Below are 21637 nucleotides of genomic sequence, written 5' to 3' on the forward strand. Positions count from 1 at the left end.
GGGGGCAGCTCCTCGGGGTCCGGGGCCCCGGACGTCGGGAGCCGCGACGCACGCTACGCAGCGCCCTCCGGCGGCGTGCCGCGGGTGGGCAGCACCGGACCCCCGGAGATCCCGTCCGCGGCACGGGCGGCCCTCTTCCAGGTCCCGCTGGCCCCGTCCGGAGGCTCACCCCGAGCCTGCGAGGGGTGAGAGGGACGGGGTCCTTCGACGAGTGGCGGGGGGCAGGAGGGTCCTTCACCAGTCGACGCCGGCGCGCTCGGTGCCGGTGCGCACCAGCAGTCGCCCCTCGACGCGGTAGGTGTTCATCACCGTGAGCCGCGGCGTGTAGACGTGCACGCTCACCGCCGCCTCGGCGCCGGAGTTGGTCACCCGGTGCACGTGGTGGGGGCCGAAGTGGCGCACCCGGCCCGCGGTGAGCTCGGTGGCGCCCGCCCGGGCGCCCACCTCCTCGGACAGCGTGCCGCGGACGACGGCGAGGGCACCGGCGGAGCCGCCGTGGTCGTGCAGGCCGGTGCCCTGGCCGGGCAGCCAGGACAGCAGCCAGACCTGGGCGCGGGCCAGGTCCTCGTGCAGGGACGGGTCGAGGACGGCGGCGGCGGCGTCGTGGGGGAGCGGTGCGCTCCACCGGCTCTCGGCGCGGTACCCGACCAGCGGCAGCCAGCGGTCGGCCGCGACGGCCAGCGCCGCGGCGAGCGCGGCGGAGCCGGTGCGGGAGTCGGCCGGGCGGGCCGGGCGCAGGTGGGCAGGGGACAGCAGGGATCGGGACACGACGGGTCTCCTCGGGGAGGTCGGGGTCCGGTCGCGCGGGTCGGCGGCCGGGAGGGGAGGGCGCCGTCAGCGACAGGCGGCGGACCAGACCCGGCCGAGGTCGACGTGCACGCGCCGGACCAGCCGCGGCGAGGCGGCGGAGACGGTCGGGGCGGCGGGCACGGACCAATCCCTACCACCTCGATCGGGTTTGACGGGAATCGAGGCGGCGTGTCACGCTCCCGGCGGGTCACGAGCGCCAGCGACGAGCCCCGGCTCGCTGGCCGGCAACCCTCCTCCGCGACGGGGTGCCCCGGGTGACGACCTGGCGGGTGCCGACCGGCACCCGCAAGCGCGGGCCCCGCACGCCGGGCCCCGGATGCGAGGAGCGCTGCGTGCCGCGGTCAGGCGTCGAGCAGCACCGTGCGCAGCTCGTGCGCGCCGTCGGGCCGGGTGGCCTCGTAGAACCACCGCGCACCGCCCCCGGGCAGCGCCACCACGTCGGCGTAGCGCAGCCCGTGCGGCGGGTACGGGCTCTGCAGCAGCGGGCCGGCCGCCGCCGCGGTGAACCGGCCATCGTCGCCGGCCTCCGCGAGCCCGGTGCGCTCCTCCCAGTTCTCGCCGGTCGTGGCGCGCCCGTCGTAGAGGGCCCAGGTCCGGTCGCCGTCCAGCACGACGGTCGCGAACCGCACCCCGCGGGCGTCCCAGCTGCCCGGGGTGCCGGCCAGGGCGGTGCCCCGCCAGGTCCAGTCGACGCCGTCGGGGCTGGTGGCGTGCTCCGTGGTCATCCGGTCGGTGGCGTCCGGGTCGTCGAGCGGGTGCACCGAGGCCCACAGGTGCCACTGCCGCCCGTCGTGCCGGACGACCGGGTCCTTGACCGCCTCGCGGTCGCTGCCCGGCAGCACGGTCCGCGGCTCGGCCGTCGCCAGCCCCTCGACGTCGTCGGCCTCGAGCAGGTCGACCCGCCAGTGCTTGGTGCCCGGCGTCGCGCAGCTGACGTAGAGCCGCCAGCGACCCTCGGGGGTGTGCACGAGGGCGGGGCGCTCGAGCGACTCGGCGCCGAAGCGGTCCTTGCCGACCGCGACCACCGGGGTGAACCGCACCCCGTCGTCGGACCGCGACACCACGTTGGCGAACCCGCGGCCCTCGCCGACCGGCCGGCGCAGCCGGGCGGCCAGCCACCACGTCCTGTCGACCAGCTGGGCCGAGGGGCCGCCGGCCCACGAGCCCGGGCGTGGGTCCTCCGGCTCCAGCACCACCTCGGCGTCGGCCCAGAACCGGTCGGGGGCCGGCGGGCGCAGGAGAGACGTCGGGGCGGGGTGGCTGGGCACGCGGCAGCTCCGGGTTCGACCGAGGGGGACGCCGCCCAGTGTGCATCCGACCGCGACCCGACCAGGAGGACCTCCTCGTGACCGGACGCCTGCCGCAGTTCGTCATCGCCGGCGCCCCCAAGGCCGGGACGACGGCGCTGCACGCCGCCCTGGCCACCCACCCCGGCCTGTACCTCTCGCCGGTCAAGGAGCCGAAGTACTACCTCACCGACGGCCGGCCGCCGCCGCGGTCGGGGCAGCGCGGCCCCGGCGACGCGCACAGCGCCCGGGAGTGGATCTGGCGGCGCGCGGACTACCTCGCGCTGTTCGCCGCCGCGCCCGAGTCGGCCGTGCGCGGCGAGAGCACGCCGTTCTACCTGTACGACCGTGCGGCCCAGGCCCGGCTGGCCGCCGACGTCCCGGACGTCAGGGTCGTCGCCGTCGTCCGGGACCCGGTGGACCGGGCGTGGTCGAACTGGGTGCACCTGCGCGCCGACGGGCTCGAGCCCGAGGCGGACTTCCTGACCGCGGTGCGGCGGGAGCAGCGGCGGGTCGCCGACGGGTGGGCGCCGTTCTGGCACTACCGGGGGCTGGGCCGCTACGGGGAGCAGCTGCGCGACCTGTACCGGCACGTGCCCAGGGAGCAGGTGCTGCTGCTGCGCTACCGGCAGGTGGTCGACGACCCGCGGGAGACCCTCGACCGGGTCAGCGCCTTCCTGGGCGTGGCGCCCGGCGTCGCGCACGCCGTCCCGCCGGAGAACGTCAAGCCGTACGTCGCGGACACCGCTCGGTACCGCGGGCTGTCCCGGGTCGTCCGCGTCGGCGCGGCCCTGGGCGCGTACGCGCCGCCGCAGGTGTGGCGGCAGGCCAGCCGCCCGCTGGTGGCGGCCCTGCACGCCGGGCGGGCGCCGCGCCCGCCGATGCCGGTCGGGGTCCGCCGCGAGGTGCTCGAGCCGCTGCTGCCCGACATCGAGCTGCTCGAGGAGCTGACCGGCGAGTCCTTCGCCGACTGGAAGGGGGACACCGGACGCGGCGACTTCCGCTCGCGAGCCGCGCGGAGCACACCGTCCTGACCGGTGCCCTGGACGGATCACTGCAACCATGGTTGCATTTGCGCGTGGCCGCGACGGGCGAGTGGGTGCTGATGTCCTACCGGCTGCCGCGCGAGCCCTCGGGCCCGCGGACGACGCTGTGGCGGCGGCTGCGCCGGCTCGGCGTGGCCCAGCTCGCCGACGGCCTGGTGGCGCTGCCGGCCGACGCCCGCACCCGCGAGTCGCTGGAGTGGCTGGCCGACGACGTCCTCGCGGCCGGCGGCACGGCCGGGCTGTGGGTGGCGCGCCCGGCCGGCGCCGCGCAGGAGCGTGAGCTCGCCGCCGGGATGGCCGCGGCACGGGCCGCGGAGTACCGGGGGCTGGCCGAGGAGTGCTCCACCGCCGTGGCTGCCGAGCCGGCCGAGCGGTCCCGGGCGCTGCGCCGGCTGCGCACCGAGTTCCGCGCCATCGGCCGGCGGGACTTCTTCCCGCCACCAGAGCGGGAGGACGCCGTCCGGGCCCTGCGCGCGCTGGGCGAGGCCGCCGCGACCGAGCAGGTGACGCGGTGAGGTGGGCGACCCGTGCCGGCGTGCACATCGACCGCGCCGCCTGTGCCTGGCTGATCCGCCGCTTCCTCGACCCTGCGGCGGAGTTCGTCTTCGTCGCCGACCCGGCCGACGTGCCCCCCGACGCCACCCCGTTCGACATGCGCGGGGTGGCGCTCGGCCACGTCGGGAGCGACTGCACCTTCGAGACGATCCTGCGCCGCTACGAGCTCACCGACCCGGTGCTCTGGCGGATCGCCGAGGCGGTGCACGAGGCCGACCTCGACGACGGGCGCTTCGACGCCCCGGAGGCCGCCGGGCTCGACGTCCTGCTGCGCGGGTTGTCGATGACCGGCACCGACGAGCAGACCCTCGCCGTGGCCGGCCCGCTCTTCGACGGGCTGTACGAGTACCACCGCCGTCGCCTGCTGCTCGGCCGCGAGCCGGCCTGACCCCCTGCGAGGACACCCGTGGACGCCGACACCCCCGCCCGGCCGCACCAGCAGACGGTCGTGCCCTTCCGCACCGCGGTGCGGGCGTGGTTCCTCATCTCGCTGCAGACCTTCGGCGGCCCGGCCGGGCAGATCGCGGTCATGCAGCGCACGCTCGTCGACGAGCACCGCTGGATCGGTCAGCGCCGGTTCCTGCACGCCATGAACTACTGCATGCTGCTGCCCGGTCCCGAGGCCCAGCAGCTGGCCACCTACGTCGGCTGGCTGCTGCACGGGACCCGTGGCGGGCTGGTGGCCGGTGGGCTGTTCGTGCTCCCCGGTGTCGTCGCACTGCTGGTGCTCTCGGCGGTCTACGTCGCCTTCGGCGACACCACCGCCGTCCTCGCGGTGTTCGCCGGGCTCGCCCCCGCCGTGCTGGCGATCGTCGCCCAGGCCGTGCAGCGGGTCGCGAAGCGCGCGCTGGACAGCCGGGCGCTGGCCGCGGTCGCGGTCGCGGCGTTCCTCGCCCTGGCCCTGTTCGGTGTCCCGTTCCCGCTGGTCGTGGCGCTGGCCGGCGCCGCCGGCTGGGCTCTGGGTCGCTGGCGACCGGCTGCGCTGCCGCAGAAGGCGGCCGCCGCGGGGGACGACGGCCCGCCGCCGGTCATCAGCGACGACGCCCTGCACGCCGAGCCGCCGACCGCGCGCCGGACGCTGCGGGTGCTGCTCGTCGGCTTGCTCGTGTGGGGCGTGCCGGTGGCCGCGGTCGCGCTGCTGACCGGCGCCGGCAGCGTCTTCACCCAGCAGGGGCTGTTCTTCTCCGGGACCGCGGTCGTCACCTTCGGCGGTGCCTACGCCGTGCTGGCCTACGTGGCCCAGCAGGCGGTGGAGACCCACGGCTGGCTCGGGCCGCGGGAGATGGTGCGCGGGCTGGCACTGGCCGAGACGACGCCCGGACCGCTGATCATGGTGGTGCAGTTCGTCGCCTTCCTCGGCGCGTACCGCGACCCGGGCACGCTCGACCCGTGGGTCGCCGCCGTCCTGGCCTCGCTGCTCGTCACCTGGGTGACCTTCGTGCCGAGCTTCCTGTTCGTGCTGCTGGGTGCGCCCTACATGGAGCGGCTGCGCGGCAACCAGTCGCTGTCGTCGGCGCTGACCGGCATCACCGCGGCGGTGGTCGGCGTGATCGCCAACCTGGGCGTCTACTTCGCCGTCCACACGCTGTTCTCCCGGACCGTCGACGTCGACCGCGGGCCGCTGCACCTGGAGCTGCCCGACCCGTCGACCCTGCGGCCGGTGCCGCTGGCGATCGCGCTCCTCGCGGCGGTGCTGCTGTTCCGGCTGCGCTGGTCGGTGCTGCGGACCCTCGGCGTGTGCGCCCTGCTGGGCCTGGTCGCCGGGCTGGCCGGGCTGCCCGTCAGCTGACGGCCGGCCTCAGCCGCGGGCCGGCAGCCGGCCCTCCTCGTGGTCGAGCTCGCGCTCGAGCCGGCGCAGCCCCTCGTCGGGCAGCCGGCCCACGTCGCGCCAGTGCAGCAGCTCCTCCCGCTGGGCGGTGAGCACCGCGCGGCGCACCCGCAGGGCGGCCTCGTACTGCGGGGACATCGGCACCTCGCCGCCCTCGGCGCCCTGCAGCACGTCCAGCCGGCGCCGGTAGCGGTCCAGCCGGCCCTGCAGCTGGGAGCGGATCGCCTCGATGGCGTCGTCGTCGACGTGGTCGTGCTGCTCGGCGGCCAGCTCGTCCAGCCGCCGCAGCCCGGCCTCCACCGACGCGGCCCGCGCCTCGTTGCGCAGCCGGGCCTGGTCGGCCTCGTCGGCGCGCAGGCCCAGCGCGCGCACCAGCGGCGCGAAGGTGAGGCCCTGCCCGACGAGGGTGACCAGCACGGCCAGGAAGGCGCAGAACAGCAGCAGGTCGCGGTCGGGGAACGGTGCGCCGGTCTCGGTCGTCAGCGGCAGGGTGAAGATCGCCGCCAGGCTGATCACCCCGCGGGTGCCGGCCCAGCTGAGGACGGCGATCTCCCCTCCGGTGAGCCGCTGCAGCACCGTCCGCGGGTCGCCGTCCTGCCCGGCCACGTCCTCGCCGCCCAGCCGGGTGTGCAGCGACTGCGGCAGGTGCTCGGTCAGCCACAGCCACAGCGGCCGCAGCAGCAGCACGACGCCGACGGTGATCGACGCCGCCGTGACGACCGTGCCGGTGTCGTACTGGCCCAGCCCGCTGATCACCGCGGGCAGCTGCTGGCCGATGAGCAGGAAGACGACGCCCTCGAGCAGGAAGGCCACCAGCCGCCAGACCGCCTCGGTCTGCAGCCGGCTGGCGCCCGACGCCCAACTGGGGTTGTTGTGCCCGATGACCAGCCCGGCGACGACGACGGCCAGCACCCCGGAGACGTGCACCGTCTCGGCCAGCAGGTAGGCCACGAACGGCGTGGCCAGGGAGATCGCGTTCGACGACAGCGGGTCGCGCCGGATCCGGCGCAGCGGCCGGACGGCGTGGGCGACGAACACCCCGACGGCGACGCCCCCGGCCGCGACCACGAGGAACTGGCCGAGGGCGGCCGGTGTGGAGAACCCGTCCCCCCGAGCCGCGGTGACGGCGACCGACAGGATGGTCAGCGCGGTCGCGTCGTTGAGCAGGCCCTCGCCCTGGATGAGGGTGACCAGACGTGGCGGCAGGCCCACCCGGCGCCCGACGGCGAGGGCCGCGACCGGATCCGGGGGCGCCACCGCTGCGCCGAGTGCGATGCCGGCGGCCAGCGTCGCCCCGGCGACGAACAGCGCGAACCCGACGCCGATGAGCAGGGCGGTGGCCGTCACGAGGAGGACCGAGAGGCTGACCACGGTGCGCAGGTTGCGGCGGATCGCCGTCAGCGAGCTGTCCAGCGCGGCGCTGTAGAGCAGCGGCGGCAGCACCAGCGTGAGCACCAGCTCGGGGTCGAGCACGACGTTCGGGCCGGGCAGGTAGGCGTAGGCGATGCCGGTCAGCGTCAGCAGCGCGGCCGCCGGCAGGCCGGTGCGGTCGGCCACCCAGCGCACGGCGACGATGAGGGCGACGGCGCCGAGGACCAGCAGCAACAGGGTCTCCACGTGCACCTCGACATCCTTCCCCGGCCTCGGGGGCGGGGCAGGGCGGCGCCGATGAGTTCCGGCTCCCCGCGCCGTCGGAGCAGTGACAGCCCGAGGAGAGGACGGCGACGATGCCCACCACCCCGCTGGACACCGCGTTCACCGCGACCCTGGTCAGCAGCTCCGCGCCCGGGGGCTGGACCTACGTGCAGATGCCCGGCTCCGCGGAGTTCTTCGGGACGCGCGGCCTGGTCAAGGTCCGCGGCTCCATCGACGGCCACCCGTTCCGCAGCTCGTTCATGGCCCTCGGCGACGGCACGCACAAGCTCCCCGTGGCCGCCGGCGTCCGCCGGGCCATCGGCAAGGAGGCCGGCGAAGAGGTCACCGTGCACCTCGAAGGGCGCCTCGGCTGACCCCCTCGGCCGCCCCCGGGACGGCCGCCGCGCTGGCGTAGATTCCCTCCGTCAACGGCGGTTGCACGACCGGAGGCGGGGGGCGACGTGAGCGAGGCGGCAGCGTCCGCGGCGGTCGTCCCGGCGTCCCCGACGGCGGACGTGCCGGTGCCCGGCGCCGCGGTCTTCGACGGCGACTGGACGCTGGTCTCGGTCGACCAGGCGACCGCCGACCTGCTCGGCCGCCGGCGGGAGGAGCTGACCGGCCGCAACATCTGGATCGCGCTGCCCGAGCTGGCCGGCACGATCTTCCACAGCTTCCTGCTGCACGCCCGCAGCGTCGGCGGCCGGGTCACCTGGCGCGGCTACTACCCGCCGGCCGGCAGCTGGCTCGACGCCACCGCGCGGCGGGCTGGCGACCGGCTGCACGTCTCGCTGCGGCGCAGCACCGGCCCGGTGCCCGAGGGGCCGGCCGGTCCCGCGACCGATCCGGCCGAGGACGACCGGCTGCGGTTCCTCGCCGAGGTCAGCGAGTCGATGGTCAGCACCCTGGACCCGCGCGAGTCGGTGGCCACCCTGGTCGGCCTCGTCGTCCCCCGGCTGTGCGACTGGGCCCTGGTCAGCGTGATGGGGGACGACGGGGCCCCCGCCGACGAGGGCTGGGCGCACCGCGACCCCGCCCGGGCGGACGACCTCGACCTCTACCTGACCAGGAGGGTGCGCACCGCCGTCGACGACAACCCGATGGCGACCGCGCTGCTCACCGGCGAACCGATCCACCTGCCCACCATCGACCCGGCGATGGTGGAGCCGGCGTTCGGCGGCAGCGAGGAGATCCGCGCGGCCTGGGAGCGGCTGGACTCCGGGTCGATCACCGTCGTCCCGCTGCGCGCGCGTGCGGAGACCTTCGGCGTCCTCGGGCTGGTCAACAGCTCGACCCGGCCGCCGCACAGCGAGATGGAGATCGCCACGGCGGTGGAGGTGGCCCGCCGCGCCTCGCTGGCCATCGACAACGCCCGGCTCTACGGCCGCCAGCTCGCCGTCGCCGAGACCCTGCAGCGCAGCCTGCTCACCCCGCCGCCGCAGCCCGACGACCTGGAGATCGCCGTCCGCTACCTGCCGGCGTCGAGCACGCTGCACGTCGGCGGCGACTGGTACGACGCCTTCCAGCAGCCCGACGGCGCGACGCTGCTGGTGATCGGCGACGTCGTCGGCCACAACGTCGACGCGGCCGCGGCGATGGGGCAGGTGCGCAGCATCCTGCGCGGCATCGCCTACGACCGGAACGAGGCCCCGGCGCGGGTGCTCGCCCGGGTGGACGCCGCGCTCACCGGCCTGCGGATCGGCACCCTGGCCACCGCGCTGATCGCCCGCCTCGAGCAGCCGCGGGAACTGGTCGGCAGCGGGCGGCGGGTGCTGCGCTGGTCCTCGGCCGGGCACCTGCCGCCGCTGCTCCTGCACGGGGACGGCCGGGTGGAGCTGCTGGCGAGCGAGCCGCAGACGCTGCTCGGCGCCGAGTCGACCCGTCCCCGGACCGACGCGGTGGCCGAGGTCGGCGCCGGCGACACGCTGCTCTTCTACACCGACGGGCTGGTCGAGCAGGGCCGCACCGGCATCGACGAGGGCACCGACCGGCTGGTGGCCGCGGTCCGCGAGCTGGGCGCGGTCCCGGTGGACCGGCTGTGCGACGCGCTCATCGGGCGGATCGTCGGGGACCGGCCGGACGACGACGTCGCGGTCGTCGCCGTGCGCTGCCAGGCGCAGGACGGAGGGGCCCAGGACGACGGCTGACCGGCGCCCCGTCGGGGTCTGTTCCGGGCCAGTCCCTGGTCCCTGGACGTCTCGCGGGCCGGTTGCTGCTGAGGGTGCGGGCGAGGTCGCGGTCGGTCACGATGGCGTCCGGCGCCGGGGGTCCCCGTCCGGCGGCCACCGGACGAGGAGGCAGCCGTGATCGGAGGACCGACGGCCGGGGGCGACCCGGGGCGGGCCCGGATCGGTGTCCCCCCGCGGCCGGCGACGACCGGTCGCTCCGTGGTGGTCTTCGCCGACCCCGACGAGGACGGCGCGGCCGCGCTGCGCCGGCTGGCCGGGCTGTCCGACGTCGTCGACTCCCGCGACGCCGAGCCGGCGGACGCCGACGCGCGGGCGCTGCGGCAGGCCGACGCGGTCGTCTTCCCCGGCCTCGGGCTGGCCGTGGCCGCCGTCGACCCACGACGGCTGGCCGAGGACGGGTCGGTGCTCGCGGTGACGCCCGAGCTGGTCCAGCACGTGCTGCCGGAGGTCCCCGAGGGCTACCTCGCCGGCTACCGGGACGCCGTCACCGACCTCACCGGGCGGCTGCTCGACCTGCCCGGGGGCACCGCCGAGCCCACCACCCCGCCCTTCGCCGACACCTCCCGGTACACCTGGGGCCTGCAAGCCACCGAGGTGCCGGCCTCACCGCGCACCGGCCGCGGCATCCGGGTGGCCGTCCTCGACACCGGCTTCGACCTCGACCACCCCGACTTCGCCGGCCGCGCGGTCACCGCCACCTCGTTCGTCGAGGGCCAGTCGCCGCAGGACGGGCACGGTCACGGCACGCACTGCGTGGGCACCGCCTGCGGACCGCGCAGCCCGCAGGGGTCCCGCGGCTACGGCGTCGCCCCGGACGTGGAGGTCTTCGTCGGGAAGGTGCTCAACGACGAGGGCTCGGGCACCGACGCCGAGATCCTCGCCGGCATCGCCTGGGCGGTGCGCAACGGCTGCCAGGTGATCTCGATGTCGCTGGGCGCCGACGTCGTCGAGCCCAGCCCGGCCTACACGGCGGCGGGCCGGCGGGCCCTGGACCAGGGGTCGCTGATCGTGGCGGCCGCGGGCAACAACGCCGACCGGGGTCACGGGGACGTCGGCTTCGTCGGCGTGCCGGCCAACAGCCCGGAGGTCCTGGCCGTCAGCGCGCTGGACCCCGCCCTCGCGGTCGCCTGGTTCTCCGCCCGCAGCAGCGCCGTCCCGGGTGGGCAGGTCGACCTGGCCGCGCCCGGGGTGGACGTGTACTCGTCCTGGCCGCTGCCGGACCGCTACCGCGCGATCAGTGGCACCAGCATGGCGACGCCGCACGTCGCGGGCCTGGCCGCGCTGTGGGCCGAGGAGACCGGGCTGCGCGGGCGGGAGCTGTGGCAGACGCTGACCCGGGCCGCGCGTCGGCTGACCACCCCGTCGGCCGACGTCGGCTCGGGGCTGCCGCTCGCGCCGCGGTGAGAGCCCACCCCGGCGGTGCCGTCCGGGCTACCGTTCCCCCGTGACCGCTGTGATCGTCACCGTCGACGACGCGCACCGCGCCCAGCTGGACGCGGTCGCCGAGTCGCTGCGCCGGCACGGCCTGCAGGTCGAGCAGGTGCTGGCCGAGGTGGGCCTGATCGCCGGGCAGCTGCCCGCCGGGCGGGCGCTCGGCGAGCTGCGGGTCGAGGGCGTGGCCGCGGTGGAGGAGGCGCGCACCGTCCGGCTGCCACCGCCGGACGCCCCCGTGCAGTGACGGTCGGGTGACATCCCCGGGGGCCTGCTTGTCGGCGTGGGCGGGCGCAGCCACAGTGGAGGCGTGCACCGCCTGAACCCCGGGTCCGAGCCGCCGAGCGGCACCTACCGGGTGGTGCACGAGGACGCCGGCCCGGTGCTGCACCTGCTCGGCGACGTCGACGAGCCCCTCGTGCGGCGGATGCGCGCCGAGGGCGTCGACGAGCGGGAGCTGGTGGCGGTGCAGGTCGGCTCGGTCGGCTACATCGACTCGACCGGGCTCTCGCTGCTGGTGCGGTGGGCGCAGTCCGCGGCGCGGGACGGGCGGCCGGCGGTGCTCCGGTCGGCGTCCCCGCGGTTCCGGAAGGTGCTCGACCTGGCCGGCATCACGGTGCTCTTCGTCCTCGCGGACGAGGGCCGCGGCTGACCGGCCGCACGGGTTCGGCCTACAGTCCGCCGGGGCGGCCCGCCCGGGGCCGCAGGAGGTGGGGGACCGTGGACCGACCGCCGGCGATCGCGCTGCTGGGACTGGGGGAGGCCGGGGCGGAGATCGCCCGCGACCTGGTCGCCCTGGGTGCCGACGTCCGGGGCTACGACCCGCGGGTGGCCCCGCCGCCCGGCGTGCTGCCGCGCACCGACGAGGCCGCCGCCGTCGCCGACGCCGACGTGGTGCTCAGCGTGAACAGCGCCGCCGACGCGCCCGTCGCGCTGCGCAACGCGCTGCCCCGGCTGCAGCCCGGGGCGGTCTGGGCCGACCTCAACACCGCGGCCCCCGGCGTCAAGCGGGACCTCGCCGCGACCCTCGCCGGCCGGGGGGTGCCCGTGGCCGACGTGGCGCTGCTGGCGACCGTCCCCGGGCGCGGGCTGCGCACCCCGATGCTGGCCTCCGGCGACGGCGCCCGCAGGTACGCGCAGGTGCTCGCCGGCTTCGGCGGGACCGTGGACGTGCTCGACGGCCCACCCGGTGCGGCGATCTCCCGCAAGCTGCTGCGCAGCGTCTTCTGGAAGGGCGTGGCCGCCGCCGTGGTCGAGGCGGTGGAGGGCGCGGAGGCGGCCGGGGTCGGCGACTGGCTGCGGCGCGACATCGCGGCGGAGCTGGACCGCTTCGCCGCCTCCGACCTGGACGTGTTCCTCACCGGGTCGCGGCAGCACGCCCGCCGCCGGACCGCGGAGATGGCGGCCGCCGCCCAGCAGCTGGCCGACCTGGGCGTGCCGTGCCGGGTGGCCGCCGCCGCGCGGGACCAGCTGGCGGCCCTGGCCGACGCGGCGGCGGCGGGCGAGGACGACGGCCGGCCCTGACCGGCGGGGACGACCCGGCGCGACCCGTGGCTCCCGGGGCGCATGGGGCTGGTGGTGCGGGTGGACGGGACGGCGAGCGTGGTCGGGGCACACTGGGTCGGGGTGTCGCCGCGTCGTCATGTCGTCATGACGTATGGTCGACGGCGACCCGGCCCACGACCCCAGGGAGACAGCCGGTGCGCATCGGTGTCCTGACCGGCGGGGGCGACTGCCCCGGCCTCAACGCCGTCATCCGCTCGGTCGTCCGCACCGCGACGACCCAGTACGGCAGCTCGGTGATCGGTTTCCGCGACGGCTGGCGCGGTCTGCTCGAGAACCGGACCACGCCGCTCGACGTCGCCGCCGTCGACGGCCTGCTCACCCGCGGCGGGACGACGCTGGGCTCGGCCCGGGTCGCGCCGGAGAAGCTGCACGCCGGCCTCGACGACATGAAGACCGTGCTGGCCCGGCACGGGGTCGACGTGCTCATCCCGATCGGCGGTGAGGGCACGCTCACCGCGGCCCACCTGCTGTCGGAGGTCGGCGTCCCGGTGGTCGGCATCCCCAAGACCATCGACAACGACATCGACTGCACCGACCTGACCTTCGGCTTCGACACCGCGGTCAGCGTCGCCACGGAGATGATCGACCGGCTGCACACCACCGCCGAGTCGCACCAGCGGGTGCTGCTGGTGGAGGTCATGGGCCGGCACGCCGGGTGGATCGCGCTGCACGCGGGCCTCGCCGCCGGCGCGCACCTGACCCTGGTGCCCGAGGAGCCCTTCGACGTCGCCGAGGTCGCGAAGATCGTCGGAGACCGCTTCGCCCGCGGCGACTCGCACGTCATCGGCGTCGTCGCCGAGGGCGCGTCCCCGCTGCCCGGCACGATGCTGGTCCGCGACGGCGGCGTCGACGAGTACGGCCACAAGCGGTTCACCGGTGTGGCCCAGCAGCTCGGCGAGGAGCTGGAGCGGCGCACCGGCAAGGAGGTGCGCACCACCGTGCTCGGCCACGTGCAGCGCGGCGGCACCCCGACGTCGTTCGACCGGGTGCTGGCCACCCGGTTCGGCCTGCACGCCACCGTCGCCGCGCACGACGGCAAGGTCGGTCAGATGGTGGCGCTGCGCGGCACCGAGATCGAGCTGGTGCCGCTGGCCGACGCCGTCGCCCGGCTCAAGACCGTCACGCCGACGCGGCTGGCGGAGACCCTCGCCTTCACCGGGTGAAGGAGACCCTCGCCCTCACCGGGTGATGGACCTCCCTGCCCCCCCGCCACGCGCAGGCTCGCGGCGGGCCCCTGCGGGGGGGGGGGGGGCCATGGTCCTTGCGTTCAGCGGTAGCAGTAGGAATCGGAGGAGGCGTCCCCGCCCTGCAGCCGCACCTGGTGCGGCCGCAGGCCGCGCCAGTCCTCGCCGTGCGGGAAGAACCGGTCGTCGAGGCCGAGCCCGCCGGTCCCCGGGTCGGTGTCGATCTTGGCCATCCAGGAGCCGGTGCCGTCGGGGAAGAACTGGTCGTCCCACGCGCCGTAGAGCGAGTTGGTGACGTAGATGCGCCGGCCGTCGCGGCTGACCTCGACCATCTGCGGGCCGCCGGCCAGCGGTTCGCCGGGTGCGGCCGGGTGCGGGGTCTTCCGCACCACGCCGCCCAGGCGGACCGAGCCCACCTCGCGCGGGTGCGCCGGGTCGCTGACGTCGTACTGCTTGAGCTCGCCGGTGCCCCAGCACGAGACGTAGAGCATCCGGTCGTCGACCGACAGGTCGATGTCGGTGACCAGCGGCGGCACCGCGGAGAACGGCTTCAGCGCGGGCGGCAGGTCGTCGGGGTCGGCCGGCTCGGCGGGGATGGTGATGACCTTCTCGGCCTTCCACTCGTCGCCGTCCCGGTGCCAGCGCCACACCGACGCCGACAGGTCGGCGGTCGAGACGACGACGCCGACGAAGCCCCAGGTGGCGTCCGGGTCGTGGGAGGGCCGCAGCTCCAGCACCATCTGGTGCTCGGGCCCGAGGTCGACCTCCTGCAGGTGCCGGCCCTCGGCGAGGTCCCAGAAGTGCAGCCGGTGGCCGTACCGGTTGTCCAGCAGCAGCTCGGGCACCAGCCCGTCCTCGACCATCGACGGCGTGCCCCACTCGCTGGAGACCAGGGTGTTCTGGTTGAGGTGCCACCAGGCGTCGTAGGCCAGGTACTGCGGGCCGCGGTCGGTCTCCCACGCCCGCAGGACGTCGAAGGTGCTGTGGTCCAGCAGCGCGATCCCGCCGGGGCCGTCGTCCCCGTCCGCGCTGCCCAGGCAGGTGAGGAAGACGCCGTCCGGGCCGCAGTGCAGCGTGTGCGGCCGTGAGTAGCCGGCCTTCTCCGCCAGCTCCTCCGCCCCGATCGTCTTGTGCAGCCGGGGTGCGCGCGGGTCGGGGTGGGTGTCGTAGACGTGCACGTTCGAACTGCGCAGGCCGGGCAGCAGGAGGTAGCGGCGCTGCAGGCCGTCGTGGCCCATGTCGTGCCCCTCGTGCAGCAGCGCGCTGGAGCAGGCGTTCCAGCCGAAGTGGTGCAGCTCGTCGCCGACGGTGGGCAGCTCGGCCCAGCCGACGATCTGTCCGTAGCTGGGGGACCCGGCGTCGGTGTCGACGACGGTCAGGGCGTCGGGCCTGCTGCCGGCACGGTCGAACGCGACCACGTAGGCCAGGCGCTCGCTCGGCGCCGCGATCGCCTCGGCGGCGCTGCGGTAGAAGGTCGGGTCCATCCGCGTCGGGGTGCTCATGCCGTGGCCTCCTGGACTGGGGGGAGTCCCGACCTTCCCGCGCCCGGCAGCCGCGCGGAAGACGCTGCTGCGTCGGCCGGCCCGGCCGTCCGTTCGCGCTGCCGGAGGCGGGGCCGCTCGGTAGCGTCCGGGGCTCCGAGCCGGCCGACGACGGGAGCCCGCCGTGCCCGAGACGACCATCCCCGGCGCGGTGAGCGCACCGCGGCTGCGCGCGCACCTCGCCGTCCCGCCCGTGGGCGAGGGGCCGTGGCCGGGCGTGGTGGTGGTGCACGAGGCGTTCGGGCTCAACGACGACACCCGCGAGCAGGCCGACCGGCTCGCCGCCGCCGGCTACCTCGCCGTCGCCCCCGACCTGTTCAGCGCCGGCGGCGCCGTGCGCTGCCTGAAGCGCACCTTCGGCGACCTGTTCCGCCAGGACGGCCCGGCCTTCGGCGACCTGGAGGCGGCGCGCAGCTGGCTGGCCGGCCGGGAGGACTGCACCGGCCGGGTCGGCGTCGTCGGCTTCTGCATGGGCGGCGGGTTCGCGCTGCTGGCGGCCACCCGCGGCTTCGACGTCGCCGCGCCGAACTACGGCATGCTGCCGAAGGACGTCGACCGGGTGCTGGCCGGCGCCTGCCCGGTCGTGGCCAGCTACGGGAAGAGGGACCGCGCCCTCCGCGGGGCGGCCCAGCGGCTGGAGCGGGCGCTCTCCGAGCACGGGGTGCCGCACGACGTCCACGAGTACCCCGACGCCGGGCACTCGTTCATGAACCGGCACGACGTCGGGCCCTTCGCCGTCCTGGAGCGGGTGGCCGGCCTCAGCTACCACCACCCGTCGGCCGAGGACGCCTGGGCGCGAATCCTCCGCTTCCTCGACACGCACCTGCGCGCGGACTGAGCCGCACCCGCCCGCTACGGGACGACGGCCGCCTGACGCCTCCGGCGGTGGGCGGCCATCCGCACCGGCGCGTCGGCGCTGCCGTAGCCGTCGTAGCCGCCCAGGCGCTGCACGACCTCGAAGAACACCCGGTCGCCGAGCACCTCGGTGGCCAGGTGCAGGTAGGCGCCGGCGGCGTCCTCCTCGTACATGAGGCCGTGCTCCCGGACGGCGGCGAGCAGGTCGGCGGGCAGGTCGAAGCGGGCCTCGAGGTCGTCGGCGTAGTTGGCCGGCAGCGCCAGCAGCGGCGCCCCGGCCGCGCGCAGCGCCGCGGCGGTGGCGACCAGGTCGTCGGTGGCCAGGGCGACGTACTGCGGCTCGGGGACGCCGGGTGCCCAGCCACCGCGGCGCAGCGTCGCGGCCGACAGGGCCAGCCGCACGGAGCGGTCCGGGTCGGTGACCGCGCGGGTGCGCACCAGGCCGAAGGGTGCGGCCAGCTCGGTGACCTCCTGCGGCTCCAGTCCGAGGACGGCGCGGTAGAACAGCCCCGCCTCGTCGAAGGAGTCGAACGGCTGGCTCAGCCCCACGTGGTCGACGCAGGTGATCCCCGCACCCGGCCCGGGCGGTTCCCCGGTGGGCAGGAAGTCGGACGGCCAGCCGTCGGGGACGGTGCGGGTGAAGAAGACCTGGGTGCCGTCGGGCGCGGCGACGGCCGACAGCTCGGCCTCCGCGGCGCCGCGGGTGCGGGGGAGGACCGGGGCGCTCATCGCGTCGGCGCGGGCGGCCGAGCGGCCGGGGTCCGCACTCTCCAGGCCGAGCGCGGCGACCGACGCGATCCCGGCCGCGGCCGGGCGCACCACCGAGGCGTTGAGCAGCACCCGCGCGCGGCCCTGCTCCCACAGCTGCACCGGCTTGGAGCGGTGCTGGCCGGTGTGCGTGAAGCCGAGCGCGGCGAGCACCTCGGCCACCCGCGGACCGGAGACCCCGTCGACGCCGAGCTCGGTGAACGACCAGCCCGACAGCGCGGGTGCGGCCGGAGGGAGGGGGAGGCCGGACGCCGGGTCGCGCAGCGCCAGCGCCTCCTCCAGCCACTGCAGGGAGCGCATCGCGTCCACCGCCGTCCGGGCCGGGTCGGCTTGCCGGTAGACGTCGTTGAAGACCTCGAGCGACAGCGGCCCGGGATAGCCGGTGGCGAGCACCGCGGCGAGGAAGCCGGGCAGGTCGAAGGCGCCCTGGCCGGGGAAGAGGCGGTGGTGGCGGCTCCACTGCAGCACGTCCATGGCCAGCCGCGGGGCGTCGGCCAGCTGCAGGAAGAACAGCTTCTCCCCGGGGACGTCGGCGAAGCCGGCCGGGTCGCCGCCGCGGGAGAGCACGTGGAAGCTGTCCAGGCACAGCCCGAGGGCGGCGGAGTCGGCACGGCGGACGGCGTCCCACGACCGCTCCCAGGTCGAGACGTGCCGGCCCCAGGCCAGTGCCTCGTAGGCGATCCGCAGGCCGCGCTCGCCGGCGCGGGCGGCAGCGGTGGCCAGCTGCCCGGCCAGCCGGTCGGCGTCCTCGACGGCGTCCGGCGCGACCGAGGAGCAGACCAGCACGGTGTCCACACCCAACGCAGCCATCACGTCGAACTTGCGCTCGGCCCGGCGCAGGTTGCGGGCGAAGCGGTCGGGATCGGTGGAGTCCAGGTCGCGGAAGGGCTGGTAGAGGTCGATCGACAGGCCGAGGTCGGCGCAGCGGGCGGCCAGCTCCGCGGGTGACCAGGGGGAGGCGACCAGGTCGGGCTCGAACACCTCGATGCCGTCGAACCCGGCGGTGGCCGCCGCGGCGATCTTGTCCTCGAGCGTGCCGGACAGGCAGACCGTGGCGATGGCCCGGCGGAGGCGCCTAGTCGACACGGACGTCGGAGACCAGCGAGGTGAAGTGGGCCAGCATGCGTTCGGCATCGGGCTCGACGCCGGTGAACAGCCGGAAGGCGTCGACGGCCTGGAACACGGCCATGCCGCCGCCGTCGAGCACCCGGCAGCCCAGCTCGCGCGCGGTGCGGACCAGCGCGGTCTCCAGCGGCCGGTAGACGATGTCGGCCACCCACAGGTCGGGTCGCAGCAGGCCGGCGTCCAGCGGCAGCCCGGGGTGGGCGGCCATGCCGGTGGGGGTGGCGTGCACCAGACCGTCGGCCCGGGGGAGTGTCGCGGGCAGCGTGCCGAGGTCCCCGCCCTCGGCGCGGTCGGCGCCGAAGCGATCGCCAAGGGATGCGGCGAGCTCGCCGGCCCGTCGGCCGTCCACGTCGAGGACGGTCAGCCGGTGGGTGCCCAGGGTGAGCAGCGCGTGCGCGACCGCCGCGCCGGCGCCGCCGGCGCCGAGCAGCACGACCCGGTCCAGCGGGGCCTCGGGCAGGCCGCGGTCGAAGGCCCGGGCGAAGCCGGACCAGTCGGTGTTGTGCCCGACCGCCCGGCCGTCGCGGAGGACGACGGTGTTCACCGCACCGAGGGCCGCGGCGTCGGGGGAGAGCTCGTCGAGGTGCTCGAGCACCAGCTGCTTGCAGGGGTGGGTGACGTTGAGCCCGTCGTAGCCGGCCAGCCGGGCGGCGGCGAGGATCTCGCCGATCGCCGTGGCCGGCTTCTGCAGCCGGTCGAGGTCCAGCCGCCGGTAGAGGTAGCGCAGGCCCAGCTGGTCGGCCTCGCGCTCGTGCAGCGGTGGGGACAGCGAGGGGCCGATGCCGCTGCCGACCAGACCGACCAGGAACCCCTGCGCACCGTTCGTCACGGGACCGCCCCCTCTATGTACCAACTGGTGAGTTGTTGTGCAGCACACCACATCCGGTCGCCTGGCACCAGCCTCGGCCCGCGGTCGACGGCCGCTCGCGGCCGGGGGCTTGTGCTCTGCGCCACGCTAATGTACCAAGTAGTTCATTGCGGACGTGGTGCCGGTCACCGCGCTCGCTCCGCACCGAGCACCGCCGTCCCGCGCCCGCCGGCGCACCCCCCCTTCCCTCCCAGGAGGACCGATGCGCGACGCAGTGGCCGAGCCGGGCTCGCACGAGCCCCGCGAGTTCCAGAAGACGCCCAGGAAGGCCGCGGCCAGCGGCTGGATGGGCAGCGCGCTGGAGTACTACGACTTCTTCATCTACGCCCAGGCCGCCGCCCTGGTGTTCCCGACGATCTTCTTCGCGGAGTCCGATCCGCAGGTCGCCGTCATCGCCTCGCTGGCGACCTTCGGTGTCGGCTACGTCGCCCGCCCGATCGGCGCGTTCGTGCTGGGTCACTACGGCGACACCCACGGGCGCAAGAACGTGCTCGTGCTCTGCATGCTGTTGATGGGCGCGTCGACGTTCCTCGTCGCGCTGCTGCCCACCTACCAGCAGGTGGGCCTCCTGGCCCCGGCGCTGCTGGTGGTGCTGCGGCTGGTGCAGGGCTTCGCCGTGGGCGGTGAGATCTCCGGCGCCAGCGCGATGATCGTCGAGCACGCGCCGTTCGGCCGGCGCGGCTACTACGCCAGCTACACCCTGCAGGGCGTCCAGGCCGGGCAGATCCTCGCCGCCGCGGTGTTCCTGCCGCTGTCGGCGCTGCTGCCCGAGGAGCAGTTCCAGTCGTGGGGCTGGCGCATCCCCTTCCTGCTGTCAGCGGTGGTCGTCGTCGCCGGCTACGTGATCCGGCGGCGGGTCGAGGAGACCCCGGTCTTCCGAGAGGAGGCCGCGCACGGCGAGGTGCCCAAGGCCCCGATCGTCCAGGCGGTCAAGGAGAGCGGCAAGGACATGTTCCGGGTCGTCTGCATGGCGCTGATGAACGCCGTCCCGGTGGCGGCCACCGTGTTCGGCGCGGCCTACGCCACCCAGGAGGAGTACGGCAACGGCTTCAGCACCACCACGTACCTGTGGGTCTCCGTGGTGGGCAACGCGGTCGCCGTGCTGCTGATCCCCTTCGTCGGCAACCTGTCCGACCGCATCGGCCGGCGGCCGTGCATCATCGTCGGCGCGCTGGGGTCGACGGCGCTGTCCTTCGGCTACCTCTACGCGATCAGCCAGGGCTCCGTGGTCGGCGCCTTCGTCCTCGCGATCCTCATGTGGGGCGTTGTGTACCAGGGCTACAACGCGGTGTACCCGGCCTTCTACCAGGAGCTCTTCCCGGCCCGGACCCGCGTGACGGCCTTCGCGGTCTCGCAGAACCTGGGCACGATGATCACCGCCTTCCTGCCCACGATCTACGCGATCGTGGCGCCGGGCGGGTCCAACGTGCCGCTGATCGTCGGCAGCATCACCTTCGGCATCGGGATCATCGCGGCGACGGCCGCCTGGTCGGCCCGGGAGACCTACCGCGTGCACATGAACGACCTGGGTCGCGACGACGCTCCGGTGGTGCCGCGCGAGGAGTACGACCGCATCCGCGCCTCGGTCTGACGGAGGACCCCCTGCCCCCCGCCACTCGCAGGCTCGCGGCGGGACCCTGCAGGGGAGCCGCCCCGGTGGCCGGGCCGACCTCCGTCGGCCCGGCCACCGGCCCGTCCCGTCAGGAGGCGACGTGACCGGCGAGCCGGTGGACCTGCCGGGCACCGCCGCCGGGCGTCCTAGGCTCGGGGGGATCCCACCGACGTGAAGAGGTCCGCAGCCGTGTCGTCCGCCGCTCAGCCGCTGTCCGACGAGCCCGTCCCCGCGGTCGCAGCCGTCTCCGATCCGCCGCGGCAGCGCGACGCCGAGCGCACCCGCGCGGAGATCCTCGACGTGGCCACCAGCGAGTTCGCCGACCGGGGCTACGCCGGGGCACGGGTGGACGAGATCGCCGCGAAGACCAGCACCACCAAGCGGATGATCTACTACTACTTCGGCGGCAAGGAGCAGCTCTACGTCGCCGTCCTGGAGCGGTCCTACAGCCGGATCCGCGGTCTCGAGCAGCAGCTCGACGTCGAGCACCTCGACCCGGTCGAGGCCATCCGCGCGCTGGCCGGGCTGACCTTCGACCACCACGAGGCGCACCCGGACTTCATCCGGCTGGTCAGCATCGAGAACATCCACCGCGCCGAGCACATCGCCCGCTCGGAGCGGCTGTCCAACCTCAACACCCGCGCCCTGGACGTGCTCGGGCGCATCCTGGCCCGCGGACGCGAGGCCGGCGTCTTCCGGGACGACGTGGAGGCGCTGGACGTGCACCAGGTCATCAGCGGCTTCTGCATCTACCGGACCGCCAACCGGTACACCTGGCGCGCCCTCTTCGGGCGGGACATGCTCGACCCCGAGCGACGCGACCAGCAGCGCCAGATGCTCGGCGACCTCGTCGTCGCCTATCTCACCGCCCGCTGAGCACCCGCGGCCGCCGGCGAGTGCGACGACCTCGTGGCCATCGAGTGCTGACCACCACAGGTCCGTCGCACTCGACGCGGCCGGGCCTCAGTGCAGGCGGGACAGCCAGTCGGCGGGGACCCGGCCGCGCGGCCCGGGGGCCGGCTGGTCCCACGGGCGGTGCTCGGGCGGCGCGAGCTCCGGGCCCGTCGCGAAGTCCTCGCGGGTGAAGTCCCAGAACCAGCTCTCACCCGGCTCGTAGCTGCGGACGACCGGGTGCCCGGACTCGCCCGCGTGCCGGCGGGCGTGCTGGGAGGGGGAGGAGTCGCAGCAGCCGACGTGGCCGCAGGCGGCGCACCGGCGGAGGTGGAACCACCACCCGCCCGTGGCCTCGCACTCCACGCAGCCGGGACCGCTCGGCGGCACCGACGGGTCGATCGCGGCGGTCGTGTCCACGGCGACCACGGTAGGGACGGCGCCCGCTCC

General features: G+C 75.7%; 21 protein-coding genes and 1 riboswitch. Of the genes, 14 read left to right on the forward strand and 7 right to left on the reverse strand.

Annotated features, from left to right (window positions below):
- Positions 1 to 234 precede the first annotated feature (234 nt).
- Positions 235 to 768, reverse strand: coding sequence for a cysteine dioxygenase (locus BLS21_RS18825; RefSeq protein ID WP_217636204.1), 534 nt, complete (start codon positions 766 to 768; stop codon positions 235 to 237).
- Positions 769 to 995: 227 nt separating this feature from the next.
- A riboswitch (SAM riboswitch) is annotated at positions 996 to 1108 on the forward strand.
- Positions 1109 to 1151: 43 nt separating this feature from the next.
- Positions 1152 to 2078 (reverse strand): glycoside hydrolase family 32 protein, encoded by a 927-nt coding sequence (locus BLS21_RS18830; RefSeq protein ID WP_091222090.1) that lies wholly within the window; start codon positions 2076 to 2078, stop codon positions 1152 to 1154.
- 77 nt (positions 2079 to 2155) lie between these two features.
- Between BLS21_RS18830 and BLS21_RS18835 the strand changes: the two genes are divergently transcribed.
- Genes BLS21_RS18835 through chrA form a run of 4 tightly spaced genes read left to right on the forward strand, consistent with a single transcriptional unit; the run spans position 2156 to position 5486 of the window.
- Positions 2156 to 3130, forward strand: a complete 975-nt coding sequence (locus BLS21_RS18835) for a sulfotransferase (RefSeq protein WP_091222479.1) — start codon at positions 2156 to 2158, stop codon at positions 3128 to 3130.
- A gap of 44 nt (positions 3131 to 3174) precedes the next feature.
- Entirely contained in the window at positions 3175 to 3657 is a 483-nt protein-coding gene (locus BLS21_RS18840) for a Chromate resistance protein ChrB (protein WP_245700564.1), read from the forward strand.
- Positions 3654 to 4085 carry a chromate resistance protein ChrB domain-containing protein gene (locus BLS21_RS18845; protein ID WP_091222093.1) on the forward strand — a complete coding sequence of 144 codons (432 nt, stop codon included), beginning with the start codon at positions 3654 to 3656 and terminating at the stop codon, positions 4083 to 4085. Before BLS21_RS18840 ends, BLS21_RS18845 begins: the two co-directional genes overlap by 4 nt.
- Positions 4086 to 4103: 18 nt before the next feature.
- Positions 4104 to 5486: a chromate efflux transporter gene (gene chrA, locus BLS21_RS18850; RefSeq protein WP_091222095.1), complete on the forward strand. Its 1383-nt coding sequence runs from the start codon at positions 4104 to 4106 to the stop codon at positions 5484 to 5486.
- Between the two features lie 9 nt (positions 5487 to 5495).
- On the opposite strand, the gene BLS21_RS18855 is transcribed toward chrA, so the two are convergent.
- Positions 5496 to 7148, reverse strand: coding sequence for a Na+/H+ antiporter (locus tag BLS21_RS18855; protein WP_091222096.1), 1653 nt, complete (start codon positions 7146 to 7148; stop codon positions 5496 to 5498).
- Positions 7149 to 7252: 104 nt separating this feature from the next.
- On the opposite strand from BLS21_RS18855, the gene BLS21_RS18860 reads away from it, so the two are divergent.
- From BLS21_RS18860 to BLS21_RS18890, 7 genes are all read left to right on the forward strand, one after another.
- Entirely contained in the window at positions 7253 to 7534 is a 282-nt protein-coding gene (locus tag BLS21_RS18860) for a DUF1905 domain-containing protein (RefSeq protein ID WP_091222099.1), read from the forward strand.
- A gap of 87 nt (positions 7535 to 7621) precedes the next feature.
- Complete coding sequence (locus BLS21_RS18865; RefSeq protein WP_175479642.1) at positions 7622 to 9304, forward strand: PP2C family protein-serine/threonine phosphatase; 1683 nt, start codon at positions 7622 to 7624, stop codon at positions 9302 to 9304.
- 156 nt (positions 9305 to 9460) lie between these two features.
- On the forward strand, positions 9461 to 10750 hold the full coding sequence (locus BLS21_RS18870; protein ID WP_245700565.1) for a S8 family serine peptidase: 1290 nt from the start codon (positions 9461 to 9463) through the stop codon (positions 10748 to 10750).
- Between the two features lie 40 nt (positions 10751 to 10790).
- Positions 10791 to 11024: a ketohydroxyglutarate aldolase gene (locus BLS21_RS18875; protein ID WP_139177209.1), complete on the forward strand. Its 234-nt coding sequence runs from the start codon at positions 10791 to 10793 to the stop codon at positions 11022 to 11024.
- A 63-nt stretch (positions 11025 to 11087) separates the two neighbouring features.
- A complete protein-coding gene (locus BLS21_RS18880) occupies positions 11088 to 11429 on the forward strand; it encodes an STAS domain-containing protein (protein WP_091222104.1) in 342 nt (113 codons plus the stop codon).
- 68 nt (positions 11430 to 11497) lie between these two features.
- On the forward strand, positions 11498 to 12301 hold the full coding sequence (locus BLS21_RS18885; protein ID WP_091222106.1) for a DUF1932 domain-containing protein: 804 nt from the start codon (positions 11498 to 11500) through the stop codon (positions 12299 to 12301).
- Positions 12302 to 12477: 176 nt separating this feature from the next.
- On the forward strand, positions 12478 to 13506 hold the full coding sequence (locus tag BLS21_RS18890; RefSeq protein WP_091222109.1) for an ATP-dependent 6-phosphofructokinase: 1029 nt from the start codon (positions 12478 to 12480) through the stop codon (positions 13504 to 13506).
- Positions 13507 to 13610: 104 nt separating this feature from the next.
- Here BLS21_RS18890 and BLS21_RS18895 read toward each other — a convergent pair whose 3' ends face one another.
- Positions 13611 to 15029 (reverse strand): selenium-binding protein SBP56-related protein, encoded by a 1419-nt coding sequence (locus tag BLS21_RS18895; protein ID WP_091222111.1) that lies wholly within the window; start codon positions 15027 to 15029, stop codon positions 13611 to 13613.
- Positions 15030 to 15192: 163 nt separating this feature from the next.
- On the opposite strand from BLS21_RS18895, the gene BLS21_RS18900 reads away from it, so the two are divergent.
- Positions 15193 to 15906 carry a dienelactone hydrolase family protein gene (locus BLS21_RS18900; protein WP_091222114.1) on the forward strand — a complete coding sequence of 238 codons (714 nt, stop codon included), beginning with the start codon at positions 15193 to 15195 and terminating at the stop codon, positions 15904 to 15906.
- Positions 15907 to 15920: 14 nt separating this feature from the next.
- On the opposite strand, the gene BLS21_RS26255 is transcribed toward BLS21_RS18900, so the two are convergent.
- Together BLS21_RS26255 and BLS21_RS18910 are read right to left on the reverse strand one after the other, a co-directional pair.
- Entirely contained in the window at positions 15921 to 17777 is a 1857-nt protein-coding gene (locus BLS21_RS26255) for a sugar phosphate isomerase/epimerase and 4-hydroxyphenylpyruvate domain-containing protein (protein ID WP_281241957.1), read from the reverse strand.
- Entirely contained in the window at positions 17767 to 18645 is an 879-nt protein-coding gene (locus tag BLS21_RS18910; protein WP_091222119.1) for a shikimate dehydrogenase, read from the reverse strand. The genes BLS21_RS26255 and BLS21_RS18910 overlap by 11 nt, the downstream gene beginning before the upstream one ends.
- Before the next feature lie 241 nt (positions 18646 to 18886).
- Here BLS21_RS18910 and BLS21_RS18915 point away from each other — a divergent pair, with 241 nt between their 5' ends.
- Entirely contained in the window at positions 18887 to 20275 is a 1389-nt protein-coding gene (locus BLS21_RS18915) for an MFS transporter (RefSeq protein ID WP_091222122.1), read from the forward strand.
- 210 nt (positions 20276 to 20485) lie between these two features.
- Complete coding sequence (locus BLS21_RS18920) at positions 20486 to 21172, forward strand: TetR/AcrR family transcriptional regulator (protein ID WP_175479643.1); 687 nt, start codon at positions 20486 to 20488, stop codon at positions 21170 to 21172.
- Between the two features lie 87 nt (positions 21173 to 21259).
- Here BLS21_RS18920 and BLS21_RS18925 read toward each other — a convergent pair whose 3' ends face one another.
- On the reverse strand, positions 21260 to 21607 hold the full coding sequence (locus BLS21_RS18925; protein WP_091222492.1) for a UBP-type zinc finger domain-containing protein: 348 nt from the start codon (positions 21605 to 21607) through the stop codon (positions 21260 to 21262).
- Positions 21608 to 21637: the final 30 nt, after the last annotated feature.

It is taken from the genome of Geodermatophilus siccatus, from assembly GCF_900103785.1.
In the GTDB taxonomy this organism is placed as follows: Bacteria; Actinomycetota; Actinomycetes; order Mycobacteriales; family Geodermatophilaceae; genus Geodermatophilus; species Geodermatophilus siccatus.